We start from the raw sequence: 19,317 nt of genomic DNA, 5'->3' as shown, positions 1-19,317 counted from the left end.
GTCACCGACACGATGGACAGCCATGACAGGACCGCGACCACCGGTCACGCACAGCCGGACACCACGGACACCACGCTCCGCGTCAACGGCAAACCCCACACCCTCGCCGTGGACCACCGCCGGGTCCTGCTCGACCTGCTGCGCGAGGATCTCGGGCTCACCGGCGCCAAGAAGGGCTGCGACCACGGCCAGTGCGGGGCCTGCACGGTCCTGGTGGACGGCCGGCGCGTCAACAGCTGCCTGCTGCTCGCCGTGACCCTGGACGGCGCGGAGGTCACCACCGTCGAGGGGCTCGCCGGTGACGGGGAGGACCTCCACCCCTTGCAGCGGGCCTTCCTGGACCGGGACGCCTTCCAGTGCGGGTACTGCACCCCCGGCCAGCTCTGCTCGGCGCTCGGCGTGCTCGCCGAGGCCGCCGCCGGCCACCCCTCGCACGTCACCGACCCGGCGACGCCCTCCGGGGCGCCCGTGCCGCTGACCCGGGAGGAGATCCGCGAGCGACTGAGCGGCAACCTGTGCCGGTGCGGCGCGTATCCGCGCATCGCCGACGCCGTAGAGGACGTGATGTGAGTGAAGCCCTTCGCCTACGTCCGGGCCGGCAGCGTCGAGGAGGCCACCGACGCCTTCGCCGCCCGGCCCGGAGCCCGCTACCTCGGCGGCGGCACCAATCTCGTCGATCTGATGAAGCTCGGCGTGGAGACGCCCGCCGCCCTCATCGACGTCACCCGGCTCCCGTTGGACGGCGTGGAGGAACTGCCCGACGGCGGCCTGCGCGTCGGCGCCACGGTCCGCAACAGCGACCTCGCCGCGCACCCGGTGGTCCGCGACCGGTACCCCGCGCTGTCGCAGGCGCTGCTCGCGGGCGCCTCCGGGCAGTTGCGCAACGCGGCCACCACCGGCGGCAACCTCCTCCAGCGCACCCGCTGCCCCTACTTCCAGGACGTGACCAAGCCCTGCAACAAGCGGGAGCCCGGCACCGGCTGCGGCGCCCTGGAAGGGGTGCACCGGGACCACGCCGTGCTCGGCCACTCCGAGCGGTGCATCGCCACCCACCCCTCCGACATGGCGGTGGCGCTCGCCGCGCTGGACGCCCGGGTGGAGCTGCGCGGGCCGGAGGGCGCCCGGAGCGTGCCCGCCGCCGACTTCCACCGGCTGCCCGGCACGCGTCCGGAGAAGGACACCGAGATCCATCCCGGCGAGCTGATCACCTCGGTGCTGCTGCCGGCCGCGACCGGCGGGCTGCCCTCGCGGTACCGCAAGGCCCGGGACCGGGCGTCGTACGCCTTCGCGCTGGCCTCCGTCGCCGCCGTGCTGCACTGCGGGAACGGCGTGGTCGAGCGGGTGGGCCTCGCCTTCGGCGGCCTCGCGCACCGGCCGTGGCGGGCGCGCCGGGCCGAGGACGCGCTGATCGGCGCGGCGCCCACGGCCGCCGCCTTCGAGCACGCCGTCGACCTGGAGCTGGCCGCCGCCGAACCGCTGCGGGACAACGCCTACAAGGTGCCGCTGGCCCGGCGGCTCGCCCTCGACGTCCTCGGCCGGCTGGCGCCGGCCGCCCAGCTCTGAACCGGCGTCCACGAGGAGGACTTCCATGACCGGCACCGAGACCGTCCTGGGCGCCGCCACCGAGCGCCGGGAGGGACGGGAGAAGGTCACCGGCACCGCCCGGTACGCCGCCGAGTACACCGGACCCGGCCGCGCCCACGCCCGGCCCGTCCCGGCCGCCGTCGCGCGCGGCCGGGTGACCGGCGTCGACGCCGCGCCCGCCCTCGCCCTGCCGGGGGTGCTGGCGGTGCTCACCCACGAGAACGCGCCCCGCCTCGCGCAGCCGGACGACCCCGTGCTGGCGGTGCTCCAGGGGCCGGAGGTGCCGCACCGGGGCTGGCCCGTCGCCCTGGTGGTCGCCGAGACCCCGGAGGCCGCCCGGGCGGGCGCCGCCGCGGTCCGCGTCACGTGCGCCGCCGAGCCGCACGACGTCACGCTCACCGCCGGACACCCCGGGTCGTACGTCCCCGAGGAGGCCAACGGCGGCCATCCGGCGGTCCGCGAGCGAGGCGACCAGGACGCCGCCTTCGCCGCCTCCGAGGTGCGGATCGACACCGAGTACCGGGTGCCGCCGCTGCACAACCACCCGATGGAACCCCACGCGAGCACCGCCCGCTGGGAGGGCGACCGGCTCACCGTGCGCACCTCCAGCCAGGGCACCAACGCGGTACGCGCCACCCTGGCCCAGCTGTTCGAGGTCCCGGAGGAGGGGATCTCGGTCACCGCCGAGCACGTCGGGGGCGGCTTCGGCTCCAAGGGCACGCCCCGGCCGGACGTGGTGCTCGCCGCGCTCGCGGCCCGGCACACCGGCCGGACGGTCACGGTGGCGTTCCCGCGCCGGCTGCTGCCGTCCCTGGTCGGGCACCGCGCGCCCACCCTGCACCGGCTGCGTCTCGGCGCCGGGCGGGACGGCCGGCTCACCTGTCTCGGGCACGAGGTGGCCACGCACACCTCCCGGATCAAGGAGTTCGTGGAGCAGGCCGCGGTGCCCGCCCGCGTCATGTACGCCGCGCCGCACAGCCGCACCGCGCACCGGGTGGTCCGCCTCGACGTGCCCACGCCGTCCTGGATGCGGGCACCGGGTGAGGCGCCCGGCATGTACGCCCTGGAGTCGGCGATGGACGAACTCGCCACCGAGCTGGGCCTGGACCCGGTGGAGCTGCGGGTCCGCAACGAGCCGGCGGAGGAACCCGACAGCGGCAGGCCGTTCAGCAGCCGGCACCTGGTGGAGTGCCTGCGCGAGGGCGCCCGCCGGTTCGGCTGGGCGGACCGCGACCCCCGGCCCCGCTCCCGGGCCGAGGGGCCGCTGCTGGTCGGCACCGGGGTCGCCGCCGCCACCTACCCGGTCCTGGTGGCGCCGTCCACCGCGTCGGCGTGGGCGCTGCCCGACGGCGGCTTCGTGGTGCGGATCAACGCCACCGACATCGGCACCGGCGCGCGGACGGTGCTCGCGCAGGTCGCCGCCGACGCCCTCGGGGTGCCGACGGAACGGGTCCGCACCGAGGTGGGCAGCAGCGCGCTGCCGGCGGCCTCGCTGGCCGGCGGGTCCTCCGGTACGGCGTCCTGGGGCTGGGCCGTGCACGAGGCGTGCGGCCGGCTCGCGGAGCGGCTGGCCACGCTGCCGGGCCCGGTGCCGGAGGACGGGATCGGCGCGCACGCCGACACCACCGGAGAGGCGGACGCCGGGAGCGCGTACGCCCGGCACGCCTTCGGGGCGCACTTCGCCGAGGTCACCGTCGACACGGTCACCGGCGAGGTGCGGGCTCGGCGGCTGCTGGGCGTCTACGCGGCCGGGCGGATCCTCAACGCCCGTACGGCGCGCTCCCAGTTCGTCGGCGGGATGACGATGGGCCTGGGCATGGCGCTCACCGAGGACAGCCATGTCGACCCGGCCTTCGGTGACTTCGCCGAGTCCGACCTGGCCTCGTACCACGTACCCGCGCACGCCGACGCCGTCGGCATCGAGGCGCACTGGGTGGCGGAGGAGGACGCCCACCTGAACCCCATGGGCAGCAAGGGGATCGGTGAGATCGGCATCGTCGGCACGGCGGCGGCGATCGGCAACGCCGTCCACCACGCCACGGGCGTCCGCTTCCGGGAGCTTCCGCTGACCCCGGACCGGGTGCTGACCGGACTGCTCGCGCACGAGACCCCGGCGGGCACGTTCGGCGGCTGAGGCGGACCGCGACGGACGGGACCCGGGCCGCGTCGGCGGCCCGGGTCCCGTCCGTCACCGGGTGGTCAGTCCGCGCTGCCGCCCGGCCCGGCCGCCGGGCGGGCGGCCCAGCGGCTGCCGGGCACGAGGGCGGCGACCCGGACGCACAGGGCGGCCAGCGCCGCCAGCGAGGCGAGCACGGCGACCACCACGGCCGCCCAGCCCGGAGCGAGGGAGAGGTCCATCAGCCGGTGCAGCCGGGACTCCGCCGCCGTCAGGGCGTACAGCCGGGCGGCGGCCAGCGCCGCCGGTGCCACCACCGCCGCCGCGAGCACCGCCACGAAGGGCCGCACGCTCAGCACCAGGGCCAGCAGCAGGCAGAGCGCGGACAGGCCGAGCGCGGCGCCGTAGACCCGTCCGGAGGCGCCGTCGGCGTGCAGCGGGAAGTACGCCACCCCGCAGCCGGCGAGCACCGCGACGGCGAGCCAGCGGGTCAGGGCCGCGGTCCGGGAGACCGGTGGGCGCGGCGCCTGCCCGGCCGTGCGGCGCGGCGGGTCCTGCGGGCTCTCCCGCCGGGCGCCGGCGGCGGGGAGGTGGCGCCGGGTCCGCGCGTGCTCGCGGCCCTTGCGCCCGGCCCCGGCGAGCGCGGCGCCCAGGCCGCCGGTCCGGGCGGTCTCCCCGGGGGCGGGGGCCGGCGCCGTGTTCCCGGCGGCGGGGGTGTGCGGGGCGCGGTCCTCGGGTCCGCCGAGGGGGTCCGGGCGCTCCTCGGCGAGCCGGCCGATCAGGTGCACCAGTTCCTCGACGGGCCGGCCGGTGGCCGCGGCCCGGACCGCTTCCTTGCCGCAGTGCGGCTCCAGCGGGGTGCGGTGCAGCAGGGCCATCAGCCGGGTGACGTCCTCCACCGGGCGGTTCTCGGCGGCGGCGCGGATCGCCTCGTCGGCGCTGTCGGCGTGGCGCGGCGGCCGGGTCAGCAGGCCGACCAGCCGGGTCACGTCCTCCACCGACCGGTTGACGCCGACCGCGCGCAGGGCGTCCAGGGTGGCCTGCGCGTACTGCGGCGACTGCTCCAGCATCGTGATGAGCGAGACGACCTCCTCCAGCGGCCGGTCGGCCACGGCCGCCCGCACCAGGTCGCCGACCGGGTCTCCGTAGGCCGCCGGGTCCCGGTCCGGCCGCCGCGCGGCCCGCGCGCCCTGCCCCGGGTGGTGGGGGCCGGCGGGCGGCTCCGGCTCCTCGAACGGCGGCTCCTCGTCGGCGTAGGGGTCGCCGGCGAGCGGGTCGTCCCCGTACGGGTCGTCCCCGTAGGGGCCGTCGGTGTGCGGGGCGGCGGGCGGCTGGGGATCGGGCGCGGCGTCCGGCGGGCGCACCGGGTGGGTGCCGGTGGTGCTGGTGGTCTCCGCGGACGGCAGGTCCACGGAGGTGGCTATGGCGTACTCGTTCGGGCGGGGTGTTGAAGAGCCGGTGGTCATGGTCTTCTCCGTCTGAAGGAATGCGGCCGCTTCCTGCGTCCCCGACTGCGACGCGCGACTTGTGTGGTGACCATTACTAAGCTCCCCCGCCCCGCGCCGCCACCCGGGTGAGCCACCGGGATGAGCCGGTGCCCGCGGACACCCGTCCGGGTGTCATATCCGCGCCCGGCGGGGGAATCCGGTCCAGGACGCGTGCGTCACGGCGCACCGGGAGGAAGAGGGGCGGGATGGATACGACCACGGTGCTGCTCGTCGTGGCGGCGGTGCTCGCGGTGGCCGTCCTGGCCCTCGCCGTGACCGTCCTGGTACGGCTGGTGCGGACCCGGCGGGAACTGCGCCGGGCCGGGCTGCCGACCGGACCCCGCTGGGTCTTCTGGGGTGCCGTCCTCTATCTCGTGCTGCCCGCCGACCTCGTACCCGACCCGGTGTACCTGGACGACATCGGCGTGCTCCTCCTCGCTCTGCGGTCCGCGCGCGGCTCTCTCCGGGGACCGCGCGGTGATCACACAGGGTAAGGAAACCATTCACCCGTTCGAGTCGTATAAGTCTCTGGAAGCCGATGGAAGTCGGCGGACCAGGCGACGGCACAGGCGGCCCATCGCTTGATCGGCACAGCACCGACCAGGGAGAGACGATGCAACCGTTCGCGCTCGAATACGCACGTCCCGTAGGGGATTTGGAAGTCGCCACTCCGTACGTGTACGACTCCGGACGGCAGGTGAACGTGCTCCTCGACGGGCGGGTGGCGGCCGGCGACCACGCGCTGCTGCGGGAGCTGGGGACGACGACGTCCACCGCGGGTTCGAAGACCCACTTCGACGACTGACCACGGAACGCGTTCATGACGGTGCTGATCCTGACCACCGAAGAGGACGTCACCGCGGACATGGTGGTGGTGTGCCTGAACGAGTCGGAAGTGCCGGTGGTGCGCCTCGATCCGGCCGACCTGACCGGTTCCGTGGCCCTGTCGGGCGAGTTCGCGCACGGCTCGTTCCGGGGGCACCTGTCCTCGGGGGGACGGCTGGTGGGCATCGACGGGCTGCGTTCCGTCTGGGTGCGCAGACCGGGCGCCCCCGCCGCCCGGGCCGCCACGCCGTCGGCCTGGCTGACGGAGGAGTCCGCGCAGGCGCTCTACGGCATGCTGCTGGGCAGCGGCGCCCGCTGGATGAACCATCCGGACGCGGCCCGCCGGGCCCGGTACAAGCCCTGGCAGCTGCGGCTGGCCCAGCGGTGCGGGCTGCCGGTACCGGCCACGCTGATCACGACGTTCCCGCGCGCGGCCCGGGAGTTCGCCGGGCGCCACCCGGACCTGGTGGTCAAGCCCGTCTCGGGCGCGCATCCCCAGGACCCGCCGCGGGCGGTGCCGACCAGCCGGGTCTCGCCGGAGACCGACTTCGCGGCCGTCGCCTTCGGTCCGACGCTGCTGCAGCAGCGGGTGGCCAAGCGGGCCGACCTGCGGCTGACGGTGGTCGGCGACCGGCTGCTGGCCGCCCGCAAGGCGGTCGTGGCCGGGGCGGACCCGGACGAGGTGGACGTCCGCTTCGCCGCGTCCGCCGAGCCGTGGCGCCCGGCCGGGGTGCCGCCCGTGGTCGCGGCGGGGGTGCGCGCCTACGTCCGGGCAGCGGGGCTGGCGTACGGGGCGTTCGACTTCGCCGAGGACGGCGACGGCACGTGGTGGTTCCTGGAGTGCAACCAGTCCGGGCAGTTCGGGTTCATCGAGGTGGACACGGGCCAGCCCATCGCCCGGACCATCGCCGAGTGGCTGGCCCGGCCGGACGCCGGGGGCCCGGAGCCGGCCGCGGACCCGGACGGCACGGACGCGGCGACGCGCTGAGGGACCGTCCGGGGGCGTCGTGCGGACGCGGCGGCGTGCCGAGGAGGTCCGGGGACGGTCGCCGGAAGCGGCGGCGTGCCGAGGAGCCGCCCGGGGCGTCGCACGGTCCGGCGGGGGCGCGGCGGGTGTCGGCCGTGCCGTCACCGCCGCCGGTCGGTCAGCTGGGGCGCGGGCCGGGCAGGAGGGCGGTGCGCTGCCAGCCGTTGCCGGGGGCCGGCGGGCGCTCCCGGCCGGGCAGGCGCATCGGACGCATGACGGCCTCCAGCTCCCTGTTCACCCGCTCCGCCTCCCGGCGCACCAGCGTGGGGACGTCGCCGCATTCGGCGACCAGTCGGTCGTAGATGGGGGAATCCTGGAACACCCGTCAACGTGCCTTTCCTGTCGTCCGCCCCTGCGGGTCAGGCGCGACTGAGCAGTCTAGGCGTCCCTCTTCCCCGGCGTGCGCATTACCCCGGGTACCCGGCCCGGAGGTCAGGCTCCGGTCGTGGAGCCCGGCCGGACGATCATCAGGACGGTGACGGTGGCCCACAGCAGGTTGAACAGGCCGGTGAGCACGGCGAGGCGGACGGTGCCGGAGCGCTCCACGGCGCCCCGCCCCTCCAGCCGTTCCACGAGGCCCTCCTGGCCGGGCAGGACGAGGACGAGGAGGACACCGGCCGCGGCCGCGGTCAGCACGATGGAGACGATGAGCCAGGTGTCGCCGAGCACGCCCATCACCTGCGCGGTGACGAGACCGAGGAGGGGCACGGCGATGCCGACGCCCGCGTAGACCCGGCAGATGCGGTGCAGGAGCCGGACGGTGCCCAGCTCCGCCGCCGCACCGCCGTCCCCCTCGGGGAGCGCCGCCCGGCGCACCGCCGGCGGGAACATGCTGGCGGCCACCGTGACGGGGCCGACGGCCACGATCGCGGCGAGGACGTGCAGGGACAGCAGCAGCTTGGTCATCGGCGGGGCTCCGGTGCGGGACGGGCGGGATGGTCCGGAACCACGCTAGAAAGCCGCCGGCCGGCCGCACAGGGGCGGTAATGACAGCTTGCGACGGATTTTCGCCAGCCGGGGCCGGCCCGCCGGACCTGACGCCCCCGGCGGGCCGCGCCGGGGTCACACGGCCAGCGACAGCCCGCTCTCCTCGTCCGGGTCGGGCGTCCCGTCGGTGTCCCGGGTGCCGGTCCCGGCGAGCAGCAGGGCGTCGGCCGCCGCCACCGCGTCGTGGATGCCGGTCTTTCCCATCATCACGCACAAGGTGTAGCTGACGTCCGCCAGCTCGCGCGCCGTCGTCAGGCTCTCCCGTTCCGCCTGCGCGATCCGCAGTGACGCGTAGCGCGTCAGCAACTCCCTGACGACCTTCGGGTCCGGTACCAGCACGTGGCGCCCCTCTCTCGATTTTCACTGCGCCTGCCCGGACCCGGTCGAATCATTCGCATCATGCACGCCATGGCTCTCCAATTGACCGATTTCCTACGCTTACCGGTCTCCTGCCTCGTCAGAGCGGGCGGCGACATGGCCGAAAAGGCGCGGAACGTCCCCGCTTCCCCGCGCCGCCGCCGGGCGTTGAGCAGCCCGTACGGCATCCCCCGACGAACGGTGTTCCCCCGATGACGCGCTCCAGCCGCCTGCTCTGTGCCCTCTACCTCGCCACCAGCACCGGACTCGCCTGGACGGCGGTGTCGGAATGGCGCTACGGCCCCCCGTGGGCCGCCGCCGTGTTCGCCGGCGCCAGTGTGGTGCCGCTGATCGCGGTGGTACGGGAGGCGGACCTCGCCGAGCCGCGCCGCGCGCCGGTACGGCCGCCCCGCGCGCCGGACGCGGCCTCGGGGGCGGCCGACGCCCTGGTCCGCGCCGAGCTGGACGGCGCCTGCTGCGAACGCTGGTGGACGAGCCTGGGCACCGACCACGACGCGGGGTGCGGCCGGCGGGTGCCGCGGAGCAGCGCCGCCTGAGCGCCGCCCGGCCGGCGCTCAGGCCGCCTGGCCGCTGTGCAGCGCGGTGTAGGCCCCGCCCCGGTCGAGGAGTTCCTCGTGGGTGCCGATCTCCTGGATGCGCCCCTCCCCCATCACCACGATCCGGTCGGCGCCCCGCACGGTGGAGAGCCGGTGCGCCACGACGAACGTGGTGCGCCCGCGCAGCAGCCGGGCCAGGGCCTGCTGGACCAGCGCCTCCGACCGGGTGTCCAGCGCCGAGGTCGCCTCGTCCAGGATGAGCACCCGCGGGTCGCGGATCAGGGCGCGGGCGATGGCCAGGCGCTGGCGCTGCCCGCCGGAGAGCCGGGCGCCGTGTTCCCCGACCAGGGTGTCCAGGCCCTGGGGCAGCCGGTCGACGAACTCCAGCGCGTTGGCGTCGCGCAGCGCCGCGCGCACCGTCTCCTCGTCGGCGTCGTCCATGCCGTAGGCGACGTTCTCCCGGACGGTGCCGTCGAAGAGGATGGACTCCTGCGGCACCACCGACACGAACCGCCGGTAGGTGCGCAGGTCCAGGGTGTTCATGTCGGTGCCGTCCAGGAGCAGCCGGCCGGAGGTGGGACGCAGGAAGCCGATGACGAGGTTGAGCACGGTGGACTTGCCCGCGCCGGAGGCGCCGACCAGCGCGACGGTCTCGCCGGGCGCGACGTCGAGGCTGAAGTCCCGTACGGCGGCCCGGCCGTCGCCCTCGTAGACGTGACCGACGCGCTCGAAGGTGACGGCGCCGCGCAGGGCGGTCACCTCGGCCTTGCCCTCGTTGTCCTCCAGCTCGGGCGCCTGGAGCACTTCGCCGACCGAACGGACGGACTCCAGGCCCTTGGTGATGACCGGGGCGAGGCTCGCCAGGGTGGTGGTGGAGTTGGTGAGGGTGGTCAGGAAGGCACTGAGCATGACGACGTCGCCGGCGGTGACGCCCCACACGTCGTAGTACGAGATCAGCGCGGCGCCGGCCAGGACGAGGACGCCGATCACGTTGAGGAGGACCCACGCGGCCGAGGCGAAGCGGCCGTTGACGAGGTCGAGGCGGAGGGCGGAGGTCAGCAGGCGGTCCAGGGTGCCGTCCATGCGGCGCAGCGCCTTGCGCTCCAGGCCGTGGGCGCGGGTGACCGGTATCAGCCGGGTCATCTCCGTGACGCGGGAGGAGAGGGTCTCCACCTCGTGGCGGTAGTGCTCGTTGTGGCGGCGCAGGCGGGACCGCAGCCGGGTGATCAGGAGCGAGGCGGCGGGCACGACGACCAGGAAGACGGGCAGGAACTCGGGGGTGCGCACGGCGATGATGACGAGACCGCCGACGAGCACGGTGAGCGCGCCGAGCCCGTTCTCCGCGGTCTGCTGCACGGCCGTCTCCACGGTCTCCACGTCCCGGACCACCTTGGCCTGGAGCACGCCCGCGCTGACCCGGGAGTGGTAGCCGATGGAGAGCTGCTGCATGCGGGTGCAGAGCGCGGAGCGCAGCGCGGTGCCCATCCTGCGGATGCTGCCGTACAGGAGGCGGACGTAGAGCAGGTGCAGGGGGTAGTTGACGACCAGGATGAACATGATGATCCCGGTGCTGGTCCACAGTTCGGCGATCGGCCGGTGCTGGACGACCGTGTCGATGATGGACGCGGTGATCAGCGGCAGCAGCCAGACCGGGCTGTGCTTGACCGTGAAGACGGCGACCGCGCCGGACAGCCGGTGACGGTCGGCGCGGAACAGATAGACGAGGGTGCGTATCGGGTGCTCGCCGCGGTAGCGGTGGTCGAGCGGTTTCTCCTGCGACGACGCCATCGGCGTGGTCCTCCCGTGCGGCCGAGTGGGGCAAGCGCTTTCTTACCCGTTCGGCACCGGAGTGCGCCACACCGTCCTCTGTACCGGGTAGACCCGCGCCCCCACCCCCGTGGAGGGCGCGGGCCTAGTCTGCGAGGGTGCGGGCCAGTTCGGACGTCACGCGCGTGATCTCGGTGTCGTCCTCGGCCATCAGACGCTCGATGGCCGCCCGGCGCGCGCGGACGGCCTTGCGGGCCGCCCGCTCCCACACCACGTGGTTCTCCCGGTGGTTGAGCAGCTTGGGGTAGACGGCGGCGGTGCTCTCCCACTGCCGGGCGTCCGCGATGTTCTTCAGCAGCCGGATGATCTGCGCCCGGCAGGCCACCTCGGGGCGCTGGGCCAGCTCCCAGAGGAAGGGAACGGTGGCGGCGGTCGCCTGCTCCACGACGAAGCCGTACTGGCAGATCCGGGCGCGCAGTTCGGCGAGGGCGGCGCGGGCGGTCTCGGCGTCCCCGGTGGCCACCCGGTCGAGCAGTCCGGGGACGGCGGCGGCGGAGCCGCTGGAGTCCTGGATGCGGCCCCAGTCCACCTCGTCGAGTCCCGGCAGGGACGCGGACCGGACGGGGCCGGCCGGTGAGGTCCGGCGGTCGGTGCGCCGGCTGCTCGGCTGCGGTGTCGGAGCGGTGCGCATGGCGTGGGGGCCTTTCCGCGGCGGTCGGATCGGATCAGGTCAGGGGGCGGGCCGGCGACGCGGCCCGGACGGTCTTGCCCGTGGGGGGCCGGGACTGCCGTCCCCAGGTGCCGGCGAGGGTGGCGGCGATGCGCAGGCCGCACCCGTCCTCCCGCGGGGAGCGGTCCGCGGGCGGGGTCGTCACGGGCGCGTCCTCGCCCGGGCCGGAGACGGTCACCAGCGGCGCGCCGGGTTCCAGCGCGAGGCCCGGTACGGCCTGGACCGTGCCGTCCCCCGAGGGGGCGGCGTGCGCGGCGGCGCTGGCGGCCGGTTCGGCGACGACGAGGACGGCGTCGTCGGCACGGTGCTCCAGCGACCAGTCGCGCGGGGTGTCACGGGTGAAGCGCCGGGCCCGCGCGAAGCCCGCCCGGTCGCCCACCGGGGGCAGGGTGACCGGCTCCGGCCCGGCGGACCGCTCCCGGCCCGCGGGCACCGCCCGCCCCGGCACGGGGCCGGCCTCCGGCGCCCCGGCGGGCGGCCGGCCGGCCCGGACGGGTGCTGCCGCCGCCGTCGCGAGAGCGCTCAGCGGGCGGAGCACGGGGTACGCGGGTAAGGGCACGGCACCTCCCTGATACGGAGTCAGCTCCGGGCGTCGACGCGGGAGTTGCGTCCCGGCTATTATCCATCCTGACAGCGCTCGCGTGCAATTGCACGAGAAATTGCGCGAAAAATCGGCTGGGAGCGTGCGAGGCCGAGGAGCCGCTGTCCGCTCCCCCGAACGGCAAGGAGACCGCGGTGCCACCGATACACAACGGAGTACAGGCGAGTTCGTTGGACGCCAGCTGGACCAAGAGCCGGCACAGCAACGCCGAGGGCAACTGCGTCGAGGTCGCCCGGGTGGACGGCGGCATCGCGCTGCGCAACTCCCGTGACCCCGACGGGCCGGCGCTCGTCTACACCCCCGCCGAGGTGGCTGCCTTCCTGGCCGGCGCGAAGGACGGCGAGTTCGACCACCTGGTGTGAGACCCCGTCCGCAGGCGGGCCGGCCCGGGCCAACTGCCCCTTGTCCAGGGGCTCGTACGGGCGTGGACCGGCAGGATGGGATAGTCTGTTCCCCAAGTCTGCCGGTCCGCTGGGAGTCAGGTATGTCCGCCGTATCGTCGCATCGCCTCTCCCGTCTCGAACCCTATCTGGACCGTCCGGAGCCGGCTCCGACGCTGCTGAAGATGCTCGTCGGTGTCCAGTTGGCGGGCTTCCGTGAGGACGCCGGCTACTCCCAGGACCAGGCGGCGCGCGAGGCGGGGTTCAGCGCGGCGAAGCTGTCGCGCATCGAGTCCGGCAAGAGCCGCAGGCCCCCTACGGAGAAGGACGTCCGGACCCTTCTCACCCTCTACGGCACCGACGCCTACGAGGCGGCCACGCTGCTGAAGCTGCTGCACCGCGCCGGTGAGCCGGGCTGGTGGCAGCGGTACGACAAGCGGCTGATGCCGGAGTGGTTCGACCGGCTGGTCGGGCTCCAGGAGGCCGCCGAGACCATCCGGACCTTCGAGATCCAGTACGTCCCCGGCCTGCTCCAGACGGGGGCCTACGCCCGCGCCGTCGTGGAGCGCGGACTGCCCAACGCGTCGGCGAGCGAGGTGCAGCGCCGGGTCGAGCTGCGGGAGCGGCGGACCCGGCTGGTCTACCGCTCGGCGGCGCCGCAGGTGTGGGCGATCATCGACGAGTCCGTGCTGCTGCGCGTCCTCGGCAGCTCCGAGGTGATGCGCGAGCAGCTGGAGCACCTGGTCAGGATCTCCGAGCGCCCCAACGTGACGCTTCAGATCGTGCCGTTGAACGTGACCAACGCCTCCGCGCCCGCGATACCCGTCACCTATCTGCGGTTCAGCGGCGCCGATCTGCCCGACGTGGTGTACCTGGAGCACATCAAGAGCGCCAACTTCCTGGAGGACCGGGACGAGACCGAGGAGTACCGGGTCGCCCTGGACCGGCTGGCCGACGAGGCGCTCACCCCGCGCGAGTCGGTGGAGCTGCTGCGCATGACGATCGAGCAGCGGTACTCCGCCCGGTGAGCGGAGTACCGCCGGCGACCGCTAGCGGACTATGCGGCCGACGCCGCCGAACTCGATCCATTCCCGGGTGAGCTGGCGGGGCACCACCTCGGTGTCCGGGCGCCAGGTGGACACCTCCACCAGGCCGGGCTCCAGGACCTCCATGCCCTCGAACCACTCGGCCACGTCCTTCTCCTCACGGACGCGGCCCCAGTGTCCCTGGGTGGCCTGGTCCATGAAGGCGGTGACGGACTCGCGGACGTCCGCGTGCTCGCTGACGAGCTGGCACATCACCGCGTAACTGCCGGGCGCGAGGCGGTCGGCGACCCGCCGGGCGACGGCGGCGGGGCCGTCGGTGTCGCTGTCCGGGATGCAGTGGAAGACCGAGTTGAAGAGCACCGCCACCGGCTTCGAGAAGTCGATCAGACGCCGGGTGTCGGGGTGGTCGAAGATCTCGTCGGTGGCGCGCATGTCGGCGTGGATGACGGCCGTCCGCTCGTTCTGGTCCAGCAGCGCCCGGCCGTGCACCAGCACCATCGGGTCGTTGTCGACGTAGACCACCCGGGCCTCGGGGTTGATGCGCTGGGCGACCTGGTGGACGTTGTCCTGGGTGGGCAGGCCGGAGCCGTGGTCCAGGAACTGGTGGACGCCGTACTCCTCGGCGAGGACCCGGACCACGCGCTGGAGGAAACGCCGGTTGTTCAGCGCGAGCCGGCGGGTGCTGGGGACGACCTTGTCCAGTTCCTCGACCGCCGCGCGGTCCGCCGCGTAGTTGTCCTTGCCGCCGAGGTAGTAGTCGTACATCCGGGCGGCTGTCGGGACGGTTGCGTTGATCTCCTTGGACAGTCGCTTCTCGGCCTGCATCTTTCCCCCAGCTCGTACGGCGCCAACTGCGTTGACCTGACTGACAGTACATCCTAGGGAATCGGTGTCCGCCGAAACCAGGGCGATGGCCGTACCGGTCCGCCGCGGGACCGGTACGGCCGGGGCCGGATCAGCCCCTGGCGGCCAGGTACTCCTCGATTCCGGGCGCCTCGTGGGCCTCCTCCAGGGTGATGACGCCGCCGACGGCCTTCGCGTCGGGCTTGAGGACGTAGGTGGAGCGGCTGGCGGGCTGGGAGACGTCGGTGAAGTTCTGCGGGGTGCCGAGTCCGGTGTCGGCGTTCTCCTGCGAGCGGTGGGCCTTGACGACGGCCTCACGGGTGAGGCTGCCGCCCTCGCACGCCTTCTTCAGGTCGGCGCCGAGCAGTTGGGCCGCGTTGTACCCGGAGAGCACACCGGAGTCGACCGGGGAGCCGGGGTACTTCTTGCCGTAGGCGGCGACCATCTTCCGCACCCCCGGCAGGTCGGAACTGACCGCGGGGGCGGCGCTGACCACGTGCACCATGGCCTCCAGCGCCTTCGCCGCCGGGGTCTTCATCAGCTGCGGGGCGTAGCCGGGGGCGCTGGAGACGATCGGCACCGTCAGGCCGCGGGAGGCGGCGACGCCGGCGAGGGAGGCCGTCTGGGCGGGCCCGGCGCTGATCAGGACGGCTTTCACGCCGGCCTTGCGCAGTGCCGAGACCTGCGCGGACAGGTCGGTGTCGGTGGCCTTGATCTTCTGTCCGGCGACCTTCAGGCCGGCCTTCTGCGCGGCCCACTCGGAGCCCTCCAGCGCGTTGGCGCCGTAGTCGCCCTCGAAGTAGACGTGGCCGATGGTGTCGCCCTTCGCCACCTTCTCGGTGCGGGTGAGGAAGTCGACGGCGGCGATCATGTCCAGGTCGTAGGTGGTGCCGAGGACCTGGACGGCGTCCTTGCCGAGCAGGGAGGCGGCCCAGGCCTGCGGGAAGGTCAGCAGGTCGTCGCGCTGGATGTCGTCGAGCAGGGCGGAGACCACCGGGGAGCCGATGACCTGCGGCAGGGCGACGACGTCGGAGGAGATGTCGGCGTAGGCGGTGACCGCCTTCTGGACGTCGTAACCGTGGTCCTTGACGACGATCTCGACCTCGCGGTCGCAGATGCCGCCGGCGGCGTTGGTCTCGTCCGCCCACATCTGCTGGGCCTGCACGATGGACTTGCCGAGGGTGGCATAGGGGCCGGTCAGGTCGGTGAGGGCGCCCAGCCTGATGGTCTCCGCGCTGACGCCGGGGCCGGCCTCGACGCCGTCGGCGCCGCCGCCGCCCTTGTCCTCCTCGGCCTTGGAACTGCACGCCGTGCCCGTGAGCAGCACGGCGGCGACGGCCGCGGCCAGGGCGACGCGGGTGGTGCGGGTCCTGTGGTGCGTGACGTTCACGGGGTGTGCTCCTTGGCTCGTACGGCGGTGGCGGGCGGCCGGGGCGCGGCCCCGGGGTCGGAAGGGGCGGGGCCGGGCGGCCTCGGGCGGGCGATGCGGGCGCGGGCGCGGCGGGCCAGGCCGGTCAGGCCGTCGGGCGCGAAGACCAGGATGACCACGATCGCGGCGCCGTAGAGGTAGCGGGCGGCCTCGGTCGGGCCGATCGAGCCGTCGCCCGAGCCGGGCGCGGCGACCAGCGGCAACTGGTCGGCGTAGCGGGTCATCAGCAGGGGCAGCGCGGTGACGAAGACGGCGCCCGCGGTGGCTCCGGCGACGGAGCCGAGCCCGCCGATGACGATCATGGCGAGGTAGTCGACGGAGAGGGCGAGGGAGAAGTAGTCGGGGACCACCCGGCGGAAGGACAGGGCGAGCAGGACGCCCGCGAGTCCGGCGTACATCGAGGAGACGACGAACGCGGCCGAGCGGTAGCGGGCGACGTGCACGCCCATCACGGCGGCGGCGGTCTCGCTGTCGCGCAGGGCGACCAGGGCGCGGCCGGGGCGCCCGCGGAGCAGGCCGCGGGCGGTGAACCAGGTCAGCGCGAACAGGGCGAGGCCCAGGTACCAGAGGCGTTCCTCGGCGCCGAACGGCACGCCCAGGACGGTGAGGTCGTCGCCCTGGTCGAAGGCGAAGGAGCCGATCTCCAGCGGGGGTACGGAGCTGCCGTTGAAGCCGCCGGTGACGGAGTCGGCGGTGAGCAGGACGTGGTGCCCGAGGAAGACCAGGGCGAGGGTGGCCACGCCCAGGTAGACGCCCTTGACCCGGCCGGCGACGGGGCTGAACAGGCCCCCTGCGGCGCCGGCCAGGAGGACGGCGAGGACCAGGGCGACGGCCGGGGGCAGGCCCGGGCCGCTGTCGCCGGCCAGCCAGACGTAGCCGTAGGCGCCGACGGCGAGGAAGAAGGCGTGGCCGAGGGAGAGCTGTCCGGCGGTGCCGCTGAGCAGGCCGAGGCCGACCGCGCCGATGGCGGCGGCCATCGAGAACAGGCCGATGCGCAGCCAGAACGCGTCCAGGTAGAAGGGGAGGGCGGCGAGCAGCACGGCGGGCAGCAGGAACCGGCCGCGCTCGAGCAGGTCAGACACGGGCCGCTCCCCTCGCCGCGAACAGTCCGGCGGGGCGGACCAGGAGGACGAGGACCATCACCGCGTACGGCGCGACGTCGCCGAAGCCCTCGCCGAGGACGTGCAGATCGGACTGGTAGCCGGCGACGAACGCCTCGGTGAGGCCGATCAGCAGGGAGCCGACCAGGGCGCCGACGGGCGAGGCCATGCCGCCGAGGATCGCGGCGGGGAACGCCTTCAAGGCGATCTGCCCGGTGGTGCGTTCGAGGCCGGGCGCCGGGAACGCGGCGAGGAAGACCGCGGCCAGCGCGGCGAGCGCGCCCGCCAGGCACCAGGCGAGCATGCGCACCCTGGTCAGCCGTACGCCCATCAGCGCGGCGGCCTCGGAGTCCTCCGCGGCGGCGCGCAGCGACAGGCCCCAGGGGGTGAAGCGGAAGAGGGCGAAGGCGCCGGCGATGGCCACGGCGGAGACGATGATCGCGGCGATCCGGCTGTCGGCCACGGTCGCCGGTCCCATGTCGGTGACCGCGTCGCCCCACGGGTCGCCGAGGCCGAGCAGGTCGCCGCCGATCCGGCGGGACAGGTCGGTGACGAGGACGATGTCGACGCCGATGGTGGCGATGGTGGCCACGTGCGCGGCGTGCGGGTCGGTGCCGATGCGCTGGAGGACGTACCGGTCGAGGAGCCCGGCGACGGCGGCCGTGGCGAGGACGGCGAGGGCGAGCGCCCCGGCGAAGCCGAGGTCGTCGTGGAGGATCGCGGTGAGGTAGCCGCCGAGCAGCAGCAGCGAGCCGTGGGTGAAGCTGAGGACGCCGGACGCCTTGAAGATGGTGACGAAGCCGAGGGCGATGAGGGCGTAGACGGCGCCGAGGGCGAGGCCGTTGAAGAGGTTGTCGACGAGGGTGGTCATGCCGCGTCCTCCCCGTCCGCGCGTTCCGTGCCGAGGTAGGCGCGGAGCACCTCGGGGTCGCGGCGGACCTCGTCGGGGGTGCCGTGGGCGATGCGGCGGCCGAAGTCGAGGACGGTGACCTCGTCGGCGAGCCGCATGACCAGGCCCATGTCGTGTTCCACGAGGACGACGGAGAGACCGAGTTCGGCGCGGATCTCCCGCACCACCTCGGCCATGCGGACCCGTTCGCCGGCGTTCATGCCGGCCACGGGTTCGTCGAGCAGCAGCACGCGGGGCTCCAGGCAGAGGGCGCGGGCGAGTTCCACGCGTTTGCGGTCGCCGTAGGAGAGCAGGGCGACGGGGGTGTCGAAGAGGGCGCCGAGGCCGGTGAGTTCGGCGATCTCGCGGGCGCGGGCGAGGTGGTCGCGCTGTTCGCGCACGGCCCGGGGCAGGCGCAGGGCGCTGGCCGCGAATCCGGCGCGGGTGAGGGCGTGCCGGCCGAGCATCAGGTTGTCGGCGACCGTGCCCTGGGTGGTGACGATGTTCTGGAAGGTGCGGGCGACGCCGAGCGCGGCGATCCGGTGCGGGGCGAGCCGGGTCAGCTCGGTGCCGCCGAGCCGGACCGAGCCGGACGCGGGGCGGTACAGGCCGGACAGGACGTTGAAGCAGGTGGACTTGCCCGCGCCGTTGGGTCCGATCACGGCGTGCGCGGAGCCCGGGGCGACGGTGAAGGAGACCTGGTCGAGCGCGGTGAGGCCGGCGAAGCGGACGGTCACGTCGCGGACCTGGAGGGGGGGCGGCGCGTCGGTGCGGGGCGTCACGCGGCCCCCTGACCGTCGGTGGTCTCGCCGAGGTAGAGGCGGCGGACCGCGTCCGTGCGGGCGAGTTCGGCGGCCGGGCCGGAGAGGCGGACCTCGCCGACCTCCAGGACGTGGGCGTGGTCGGCGAGGGACAGAGCCATGCCGGCGTTCTGCTCGACGAGGAGTACGGCGGTGCCCTGGGCGTTGATCTCGCGGACCACCTGGGCGATGCGGTCCACCATCAGCGGCGCGAGCCCGAGGGAGGGTTCGTCCAGGAGGAGCAGCCGGGGGGAGGCCATCAGGGCGCGGCCGATGGCGAGCATCTGCTGTTCGCCGCCGCTGAGCAGGCCGGCGGCCTGGTGGGGGCGTTCGGCGAGCCGTGGGAAGAGGGTGAGGACGCGGTCGCGGGCCCGGCGGGTCTGGGCGGGGGCGCGGCGGGTGAGGCCGAGTCCGCCGGCCCGCAGGTTCTCGTCGACGCTGAGCCCGGCGAACACCCGGCGGCCCTCGGGCACCTGGACGACCCCGGCGCGGACGGCCGCGACCGGGTCCCGGCCGTCGAGGACGGTGTCGCCGTAGCGGATACGGCCCGCTGTGACGGCGCCGCGGTGCAGGCGCAGCGTGCCGGAGACGGCCCGCAGCAGCGTCGTCTTGCCGGCGCCGTTGGCACCGAGCAGGGCGACGACGCCGCCGTGCGGGACGGTCAGCGACACGGAACGGAGGGCGGACAGGGCGCGGCCGTAGGTCACGTCGATCTCCTCGACGTGCAGCGCGGGCGCCTCGTCCGGTGGTGCTTCGGGCATCACGGCTCCTTGGCGCCGTGCCGGTGGCGAC

General features: G+C 74.5%; 22 protein-coding genes. 9 read left to right on the top strand and 13 right to left on the bottom strand.

What is annotated here, in order from left to right:
• The first annotated feature begins 12 nt into the window (after positions 1-12).
• The 3 genes from Sdagh_RS34665 to Sdagh_RS34655 are packed head-to-tail and all read left to right on the top strand — an operon-like array spanning position 13 to position 3,718.
• The gene (locus tag Sdagh_RS34665; protein WP_189414187.1) at positions 13-570 is read left to right on the top strand and encodes a (2Fe-2S)-binding protein; all 558 of its coding nucleotides are present in this window, start codon (positions 13-15) and stop codon (positions 568-570) included.
• On the top strand, positions 571-1,563 hold the full coding sequence (locus Sdagh_RS34660) for an FAD binding domain-containing protein (RefSeq protein WP_189414186.1): 993 nt from the start codon (positions 571-573) through the stop codon (positions 1,561-1,563).
• A 25-nt stretch (positions 1,564-1,588) separates the two neighbouring features.
• Entirely contained in the window at positions 1,589-3,718 is a 2,130-nt protein-coding gene (locus tag Sdagh_RS34655) for a xanthine dehydrogenase family protein molybdopterin-binding subunit (protein WP_190076485.1), read from the top strand.
• A gap of 65 nt (positions 3,719-3,783) precedes the next feature.
• Here the strand turns inward: Sdagh_RS34655 and Sdagh_RS34650 are convergent, their stop codons facing one another.
• Positions 3,784-5,166 (bottom strand): hypothetical protein, encoded by a 1,383-nt coding sequence (locus tag Sdagh_RS34650; RefSeq protein WP_190076484.1) that lies wholly within the window; start codon positions 5,164-5,166, stop codon positions 3,784-3,786.
• 227 nt (positions 5,167-5,393) lie between these two features.
• Here Sdagh_RS34650 and Sdagh_RS34645 point away from each other — a divergent pair, with 227 nt between their 5' ends.
• The 3 genes from Sdagh_RS34645 (at position 5,394) to tgmB (ending at position 7,000) form a co-directional block, all read left to right on the top strand.
• Positions 5,394-5,681: a YkvA family protein gene (locus tag Sdagh_RS34645; protein WP_189414183.1), complete on the top strand. Its 288-nt coding sequence runs from the start codon at positions 5,394-5,396 to the stop codon at positions 5,679-5,681.
• A gap of 119 nt (positions 5,682-5,800) precedes the next feature.
• Positions 5,801-5,992: a putative ATP-grasp-modified RiPP gene (gene tgmA / locus Sdagh_RS34640; RefSeq protein ID WP_189414182.1), complete on the top strand. Its 192-nt coding sequence runs from the start codon at positions 5,801-5,803 to the stop codon at positions 5,990-5,992.
• A gap of 15 nt (positions 5,993-6,007) precedes the next feature.
• Complete coding sequence (gene tgmB / locus Sdagh_RS34635) at positions 6,008-7,000, top strand: ATP-grasp ribosomal peptide maturase (protein ID WP_190076483.1); 993 nt, start codon at positions 6,008-6,010, stop codon at positions 6,998-7,000.
• A gap of 157 nt (positions 7,001-7,157) precedes the next feature.
• Here the strand turns inward: tgmB and Sdagh_RS34630 are convergent, their stop codons facing one another.
• The 3 genes from Sdagh_RS34630 to Sdagh_RS34620 all read right to left on the bottom strand — a co-directional run bounded on the left by Sdagh_RS34630 (position 7,158) and on the right by Sdagh_RS34620 (position 8,365).
• Positions 7,158-7,361 (bottom strand): hypothetical protein, encoded by a 204-nt coding sequence (locus Sdagh_RS34630; RefSeq protein WP_189414180.1) that lies wholly within the window; start codon positions 7,359-7,361, stop codon positions 7,158-7,160.
• Positions 7,362-7,471: 110 nt separating this feature from the next.
• Positions 7,472-7,945, bottom strand: a complete 474-nt coding sequence (locus Sdagh_RS34625; RefSeq protein ID WP_189414179.1) for a hypothetical protein — start codon at positions 7,943-7,945, stop codon at positions 7,472-7,474.
• A gap of 156 nt (positions 7,946-8,101) precedes the next feature.
• Entirely contained in the window at positions 8,102-8,365 is a 264-nt protein-coding gene (locus tag Sdagh_RS34620) for a DUF5133 domain-containing protein (RefSeq protein ID WP_189414178.1), read from the bottom strand.
• 230 nt (positions 8,366-8,595) lie between these two features.
• On the opposite strand from Sdagh_RS34620, the gene Sdagh_RS34615 reads away from it, so the two are divergent.
• Positions 8,596-8,940, top strand: coding sequence for a hypothetical protein (locus Sdagh_RS34615; RefSeq protein ID WP_189414177.1), 345 nt, complete (start codon positions 8,596-8,598; stop codon positions 8,938-8,940).
• Between the two features lie 18 nt (positions 8,941-8,958).
• Here Sdagh_RS34615 and Sdagh_RS34610 read toward each other — a convergent pair whose 3' ends face one another.
• From Sdagh_RS34610 to Sdagh_RS34600, 3 genes are all read right to left on the bottom strand, one after another.
• Positions 8,959-10,728, bottom strand: a complete 1,770-nt coding sequence (locus Sdagh_RS34610) for an ABC transporter ATP-binding protein (protein WP_189414176.1) — start codon at positions 10,726-10,728, stop codon at positions 8,959-8,961.
• Between the two features lie 124 nt (positions 10,729-10,852).
• A complete protein-coding gene (locus tag Sdagh_RS34605) occupies positions 10,853-11,398 on the bottom strand; it encodes a hypothetical protein (protein WP_189414175.1) in 546 nt (181 codons plus the stop codon).
• A gap of 34 nt (positions 11,399-11,432) precedes the next feature.
• A complete protein-coding gene (locus Sdagh_RS34600) occupies positions 11,433-11,996 on the bottom strand; it encodes an ATP-binding protein (protein ID WP_226536149.1) in 564 nt (187 codons plus the stop codon).
• A gap of 176 nt (positions 11,997-12,172) precedes the next feature.
• Here Sdagh_RS34600 and Sdagh_RS34595 point away from each other — a divergent pair, with 176 nt between their 5' ends.
• Positions 12,173-12,400 carry a DUF397 domain-containing protein gene (locus Sdagh_RS34595; RefSeq protein WP_189414173.1) on the top strand — a complete coding sequence of 76 codons (228 nt, stop codon included), beginning with the start codon at positions 12,173-12,175 and terminating at the stop codon, positions 12,398-12,400.
• Positions 12,401-12,522: 122 nt separating this feature from the next.
• Complete coding sequence (locus tag Sdagh_RS34590) at positions 12,523-13,446, top strand: helix-turn-helix domain-containing protein (RefSeq protein ID WP_190076482.1); 924 nt, start codon at positions 12,523-12,525, stop codon at positions 13,444-13,446.
• A gap of 21 nt (positions 13,447-13,467) precedes the next feature.
• Here Sdagh_RS34590 and Sdagh_RS34585 read toward each other — a convergent pair whose 3' ends face one another.
• The 6 genes from Sdagh_RS34585 to Sdagh_RS34560 all read right to left on the bottom strand — a co-directional run bounded on the left by Sdagh_RS34585 (position 13,468) and on the right by Sdagh_RS34560 (position 19,286).
• Complete coding sequence (locus tag Sdagh_RS34585) at positions 13,468-14,289, bottom strand: SAM-dependent methyltransferase (protein ID WP_189414171.1); 822 nt, start codon at positions 14,287-14,289, stop codon at positions 13,468-13,470.
• Positions 14,290-14,419: 130 nt separating this feature from the next.
• Positions 14,420-15,697: an ABC transporter substrate-binding protein gene (locus Sdagh_RS34580; RefSeq protein WP_190076481.1), complete on the bottom strand. Its 1,278-nt coding sequence runs from the start codon at positions 15,695-15,697 to the stop codon at positions 14,420-14,422.
• On the bottom strand, positions 15,694-16,818 hold the full coding sequence (locus tag Sdagh_RS34575) for a branched-chain amino acid ABC transporter permease (RefSeq protein ID WP_190011986.1): 1,125 nt from the start codon (positions 16,816-16,818) through the stop codon (positions 15,694-15,696). The genes Sdagh_RS34580 and Sdagh_RS34575 overlap by 4 nt, the downstream gene beginning before the upstream one ends.
• Entirely contained in the window at positions 16,811-17,707 is an 897-nt protein-coding gene (locus Sdagh_RS34570) for a branched-chain amino acid ABC transporter permease (protein ID WP_189414168.1), read from the bottom strand. Before Sdagh_RS34570 ends, Sdagh_RS34575 begins: the two co-directional genes overlap by 8 nt.
• Positions 17,704-18,507 carry an ABC transporter ATP-binding protein gene (locus Sdagh_RS34565; RefSeq protein WP_190011987.1) on the bottom strand — a complete coding sequence of 268 codons (804 nt, stop codon included), beginning with the start codon at positions 18,505-18,507 and terminating at the stop codon, positions 17,704-17,706. Before Sdagh_RS34565 ends, Sdagh_RS34570 begins: the two co-directional genes overlap by 4 nt.
• Positions 18,504-19,286 carry an ABC transporter ATP-binding protein gene (locus tag Sdagh_RS34560; RefSeq protein ID WP_189414166.1) on the bottom strand — a complete coding sequence of 261 codons (783 nt, stop codon included), beginning with the start codon at positions 19,284-19,286 and terminating at the stop codon, positions 18,504-18,506. Before Sdagh_RS34560 ends, Sdagh_RS34565 begins: the two co-directional genes overlap by 4 nt.
• Positions 19,287-19,317 lie beyond the last annotated feature (31 nt).

Source organism: Streptomyces daghestanicus (assembly GCF_020521275.1).
In the GTDB taxonomy this organism is placed as follows: Bacteria; Actinomycetota; Actinomycetes; order Streptomycetales; family Streptomycetaceae; genus Streptomyces; species Streptomyces griseoviridis.
Note: the sequence above shows the minus strand (reverse complement) of the source record. Positions and strands in the feature narration are given on the sequence as shown.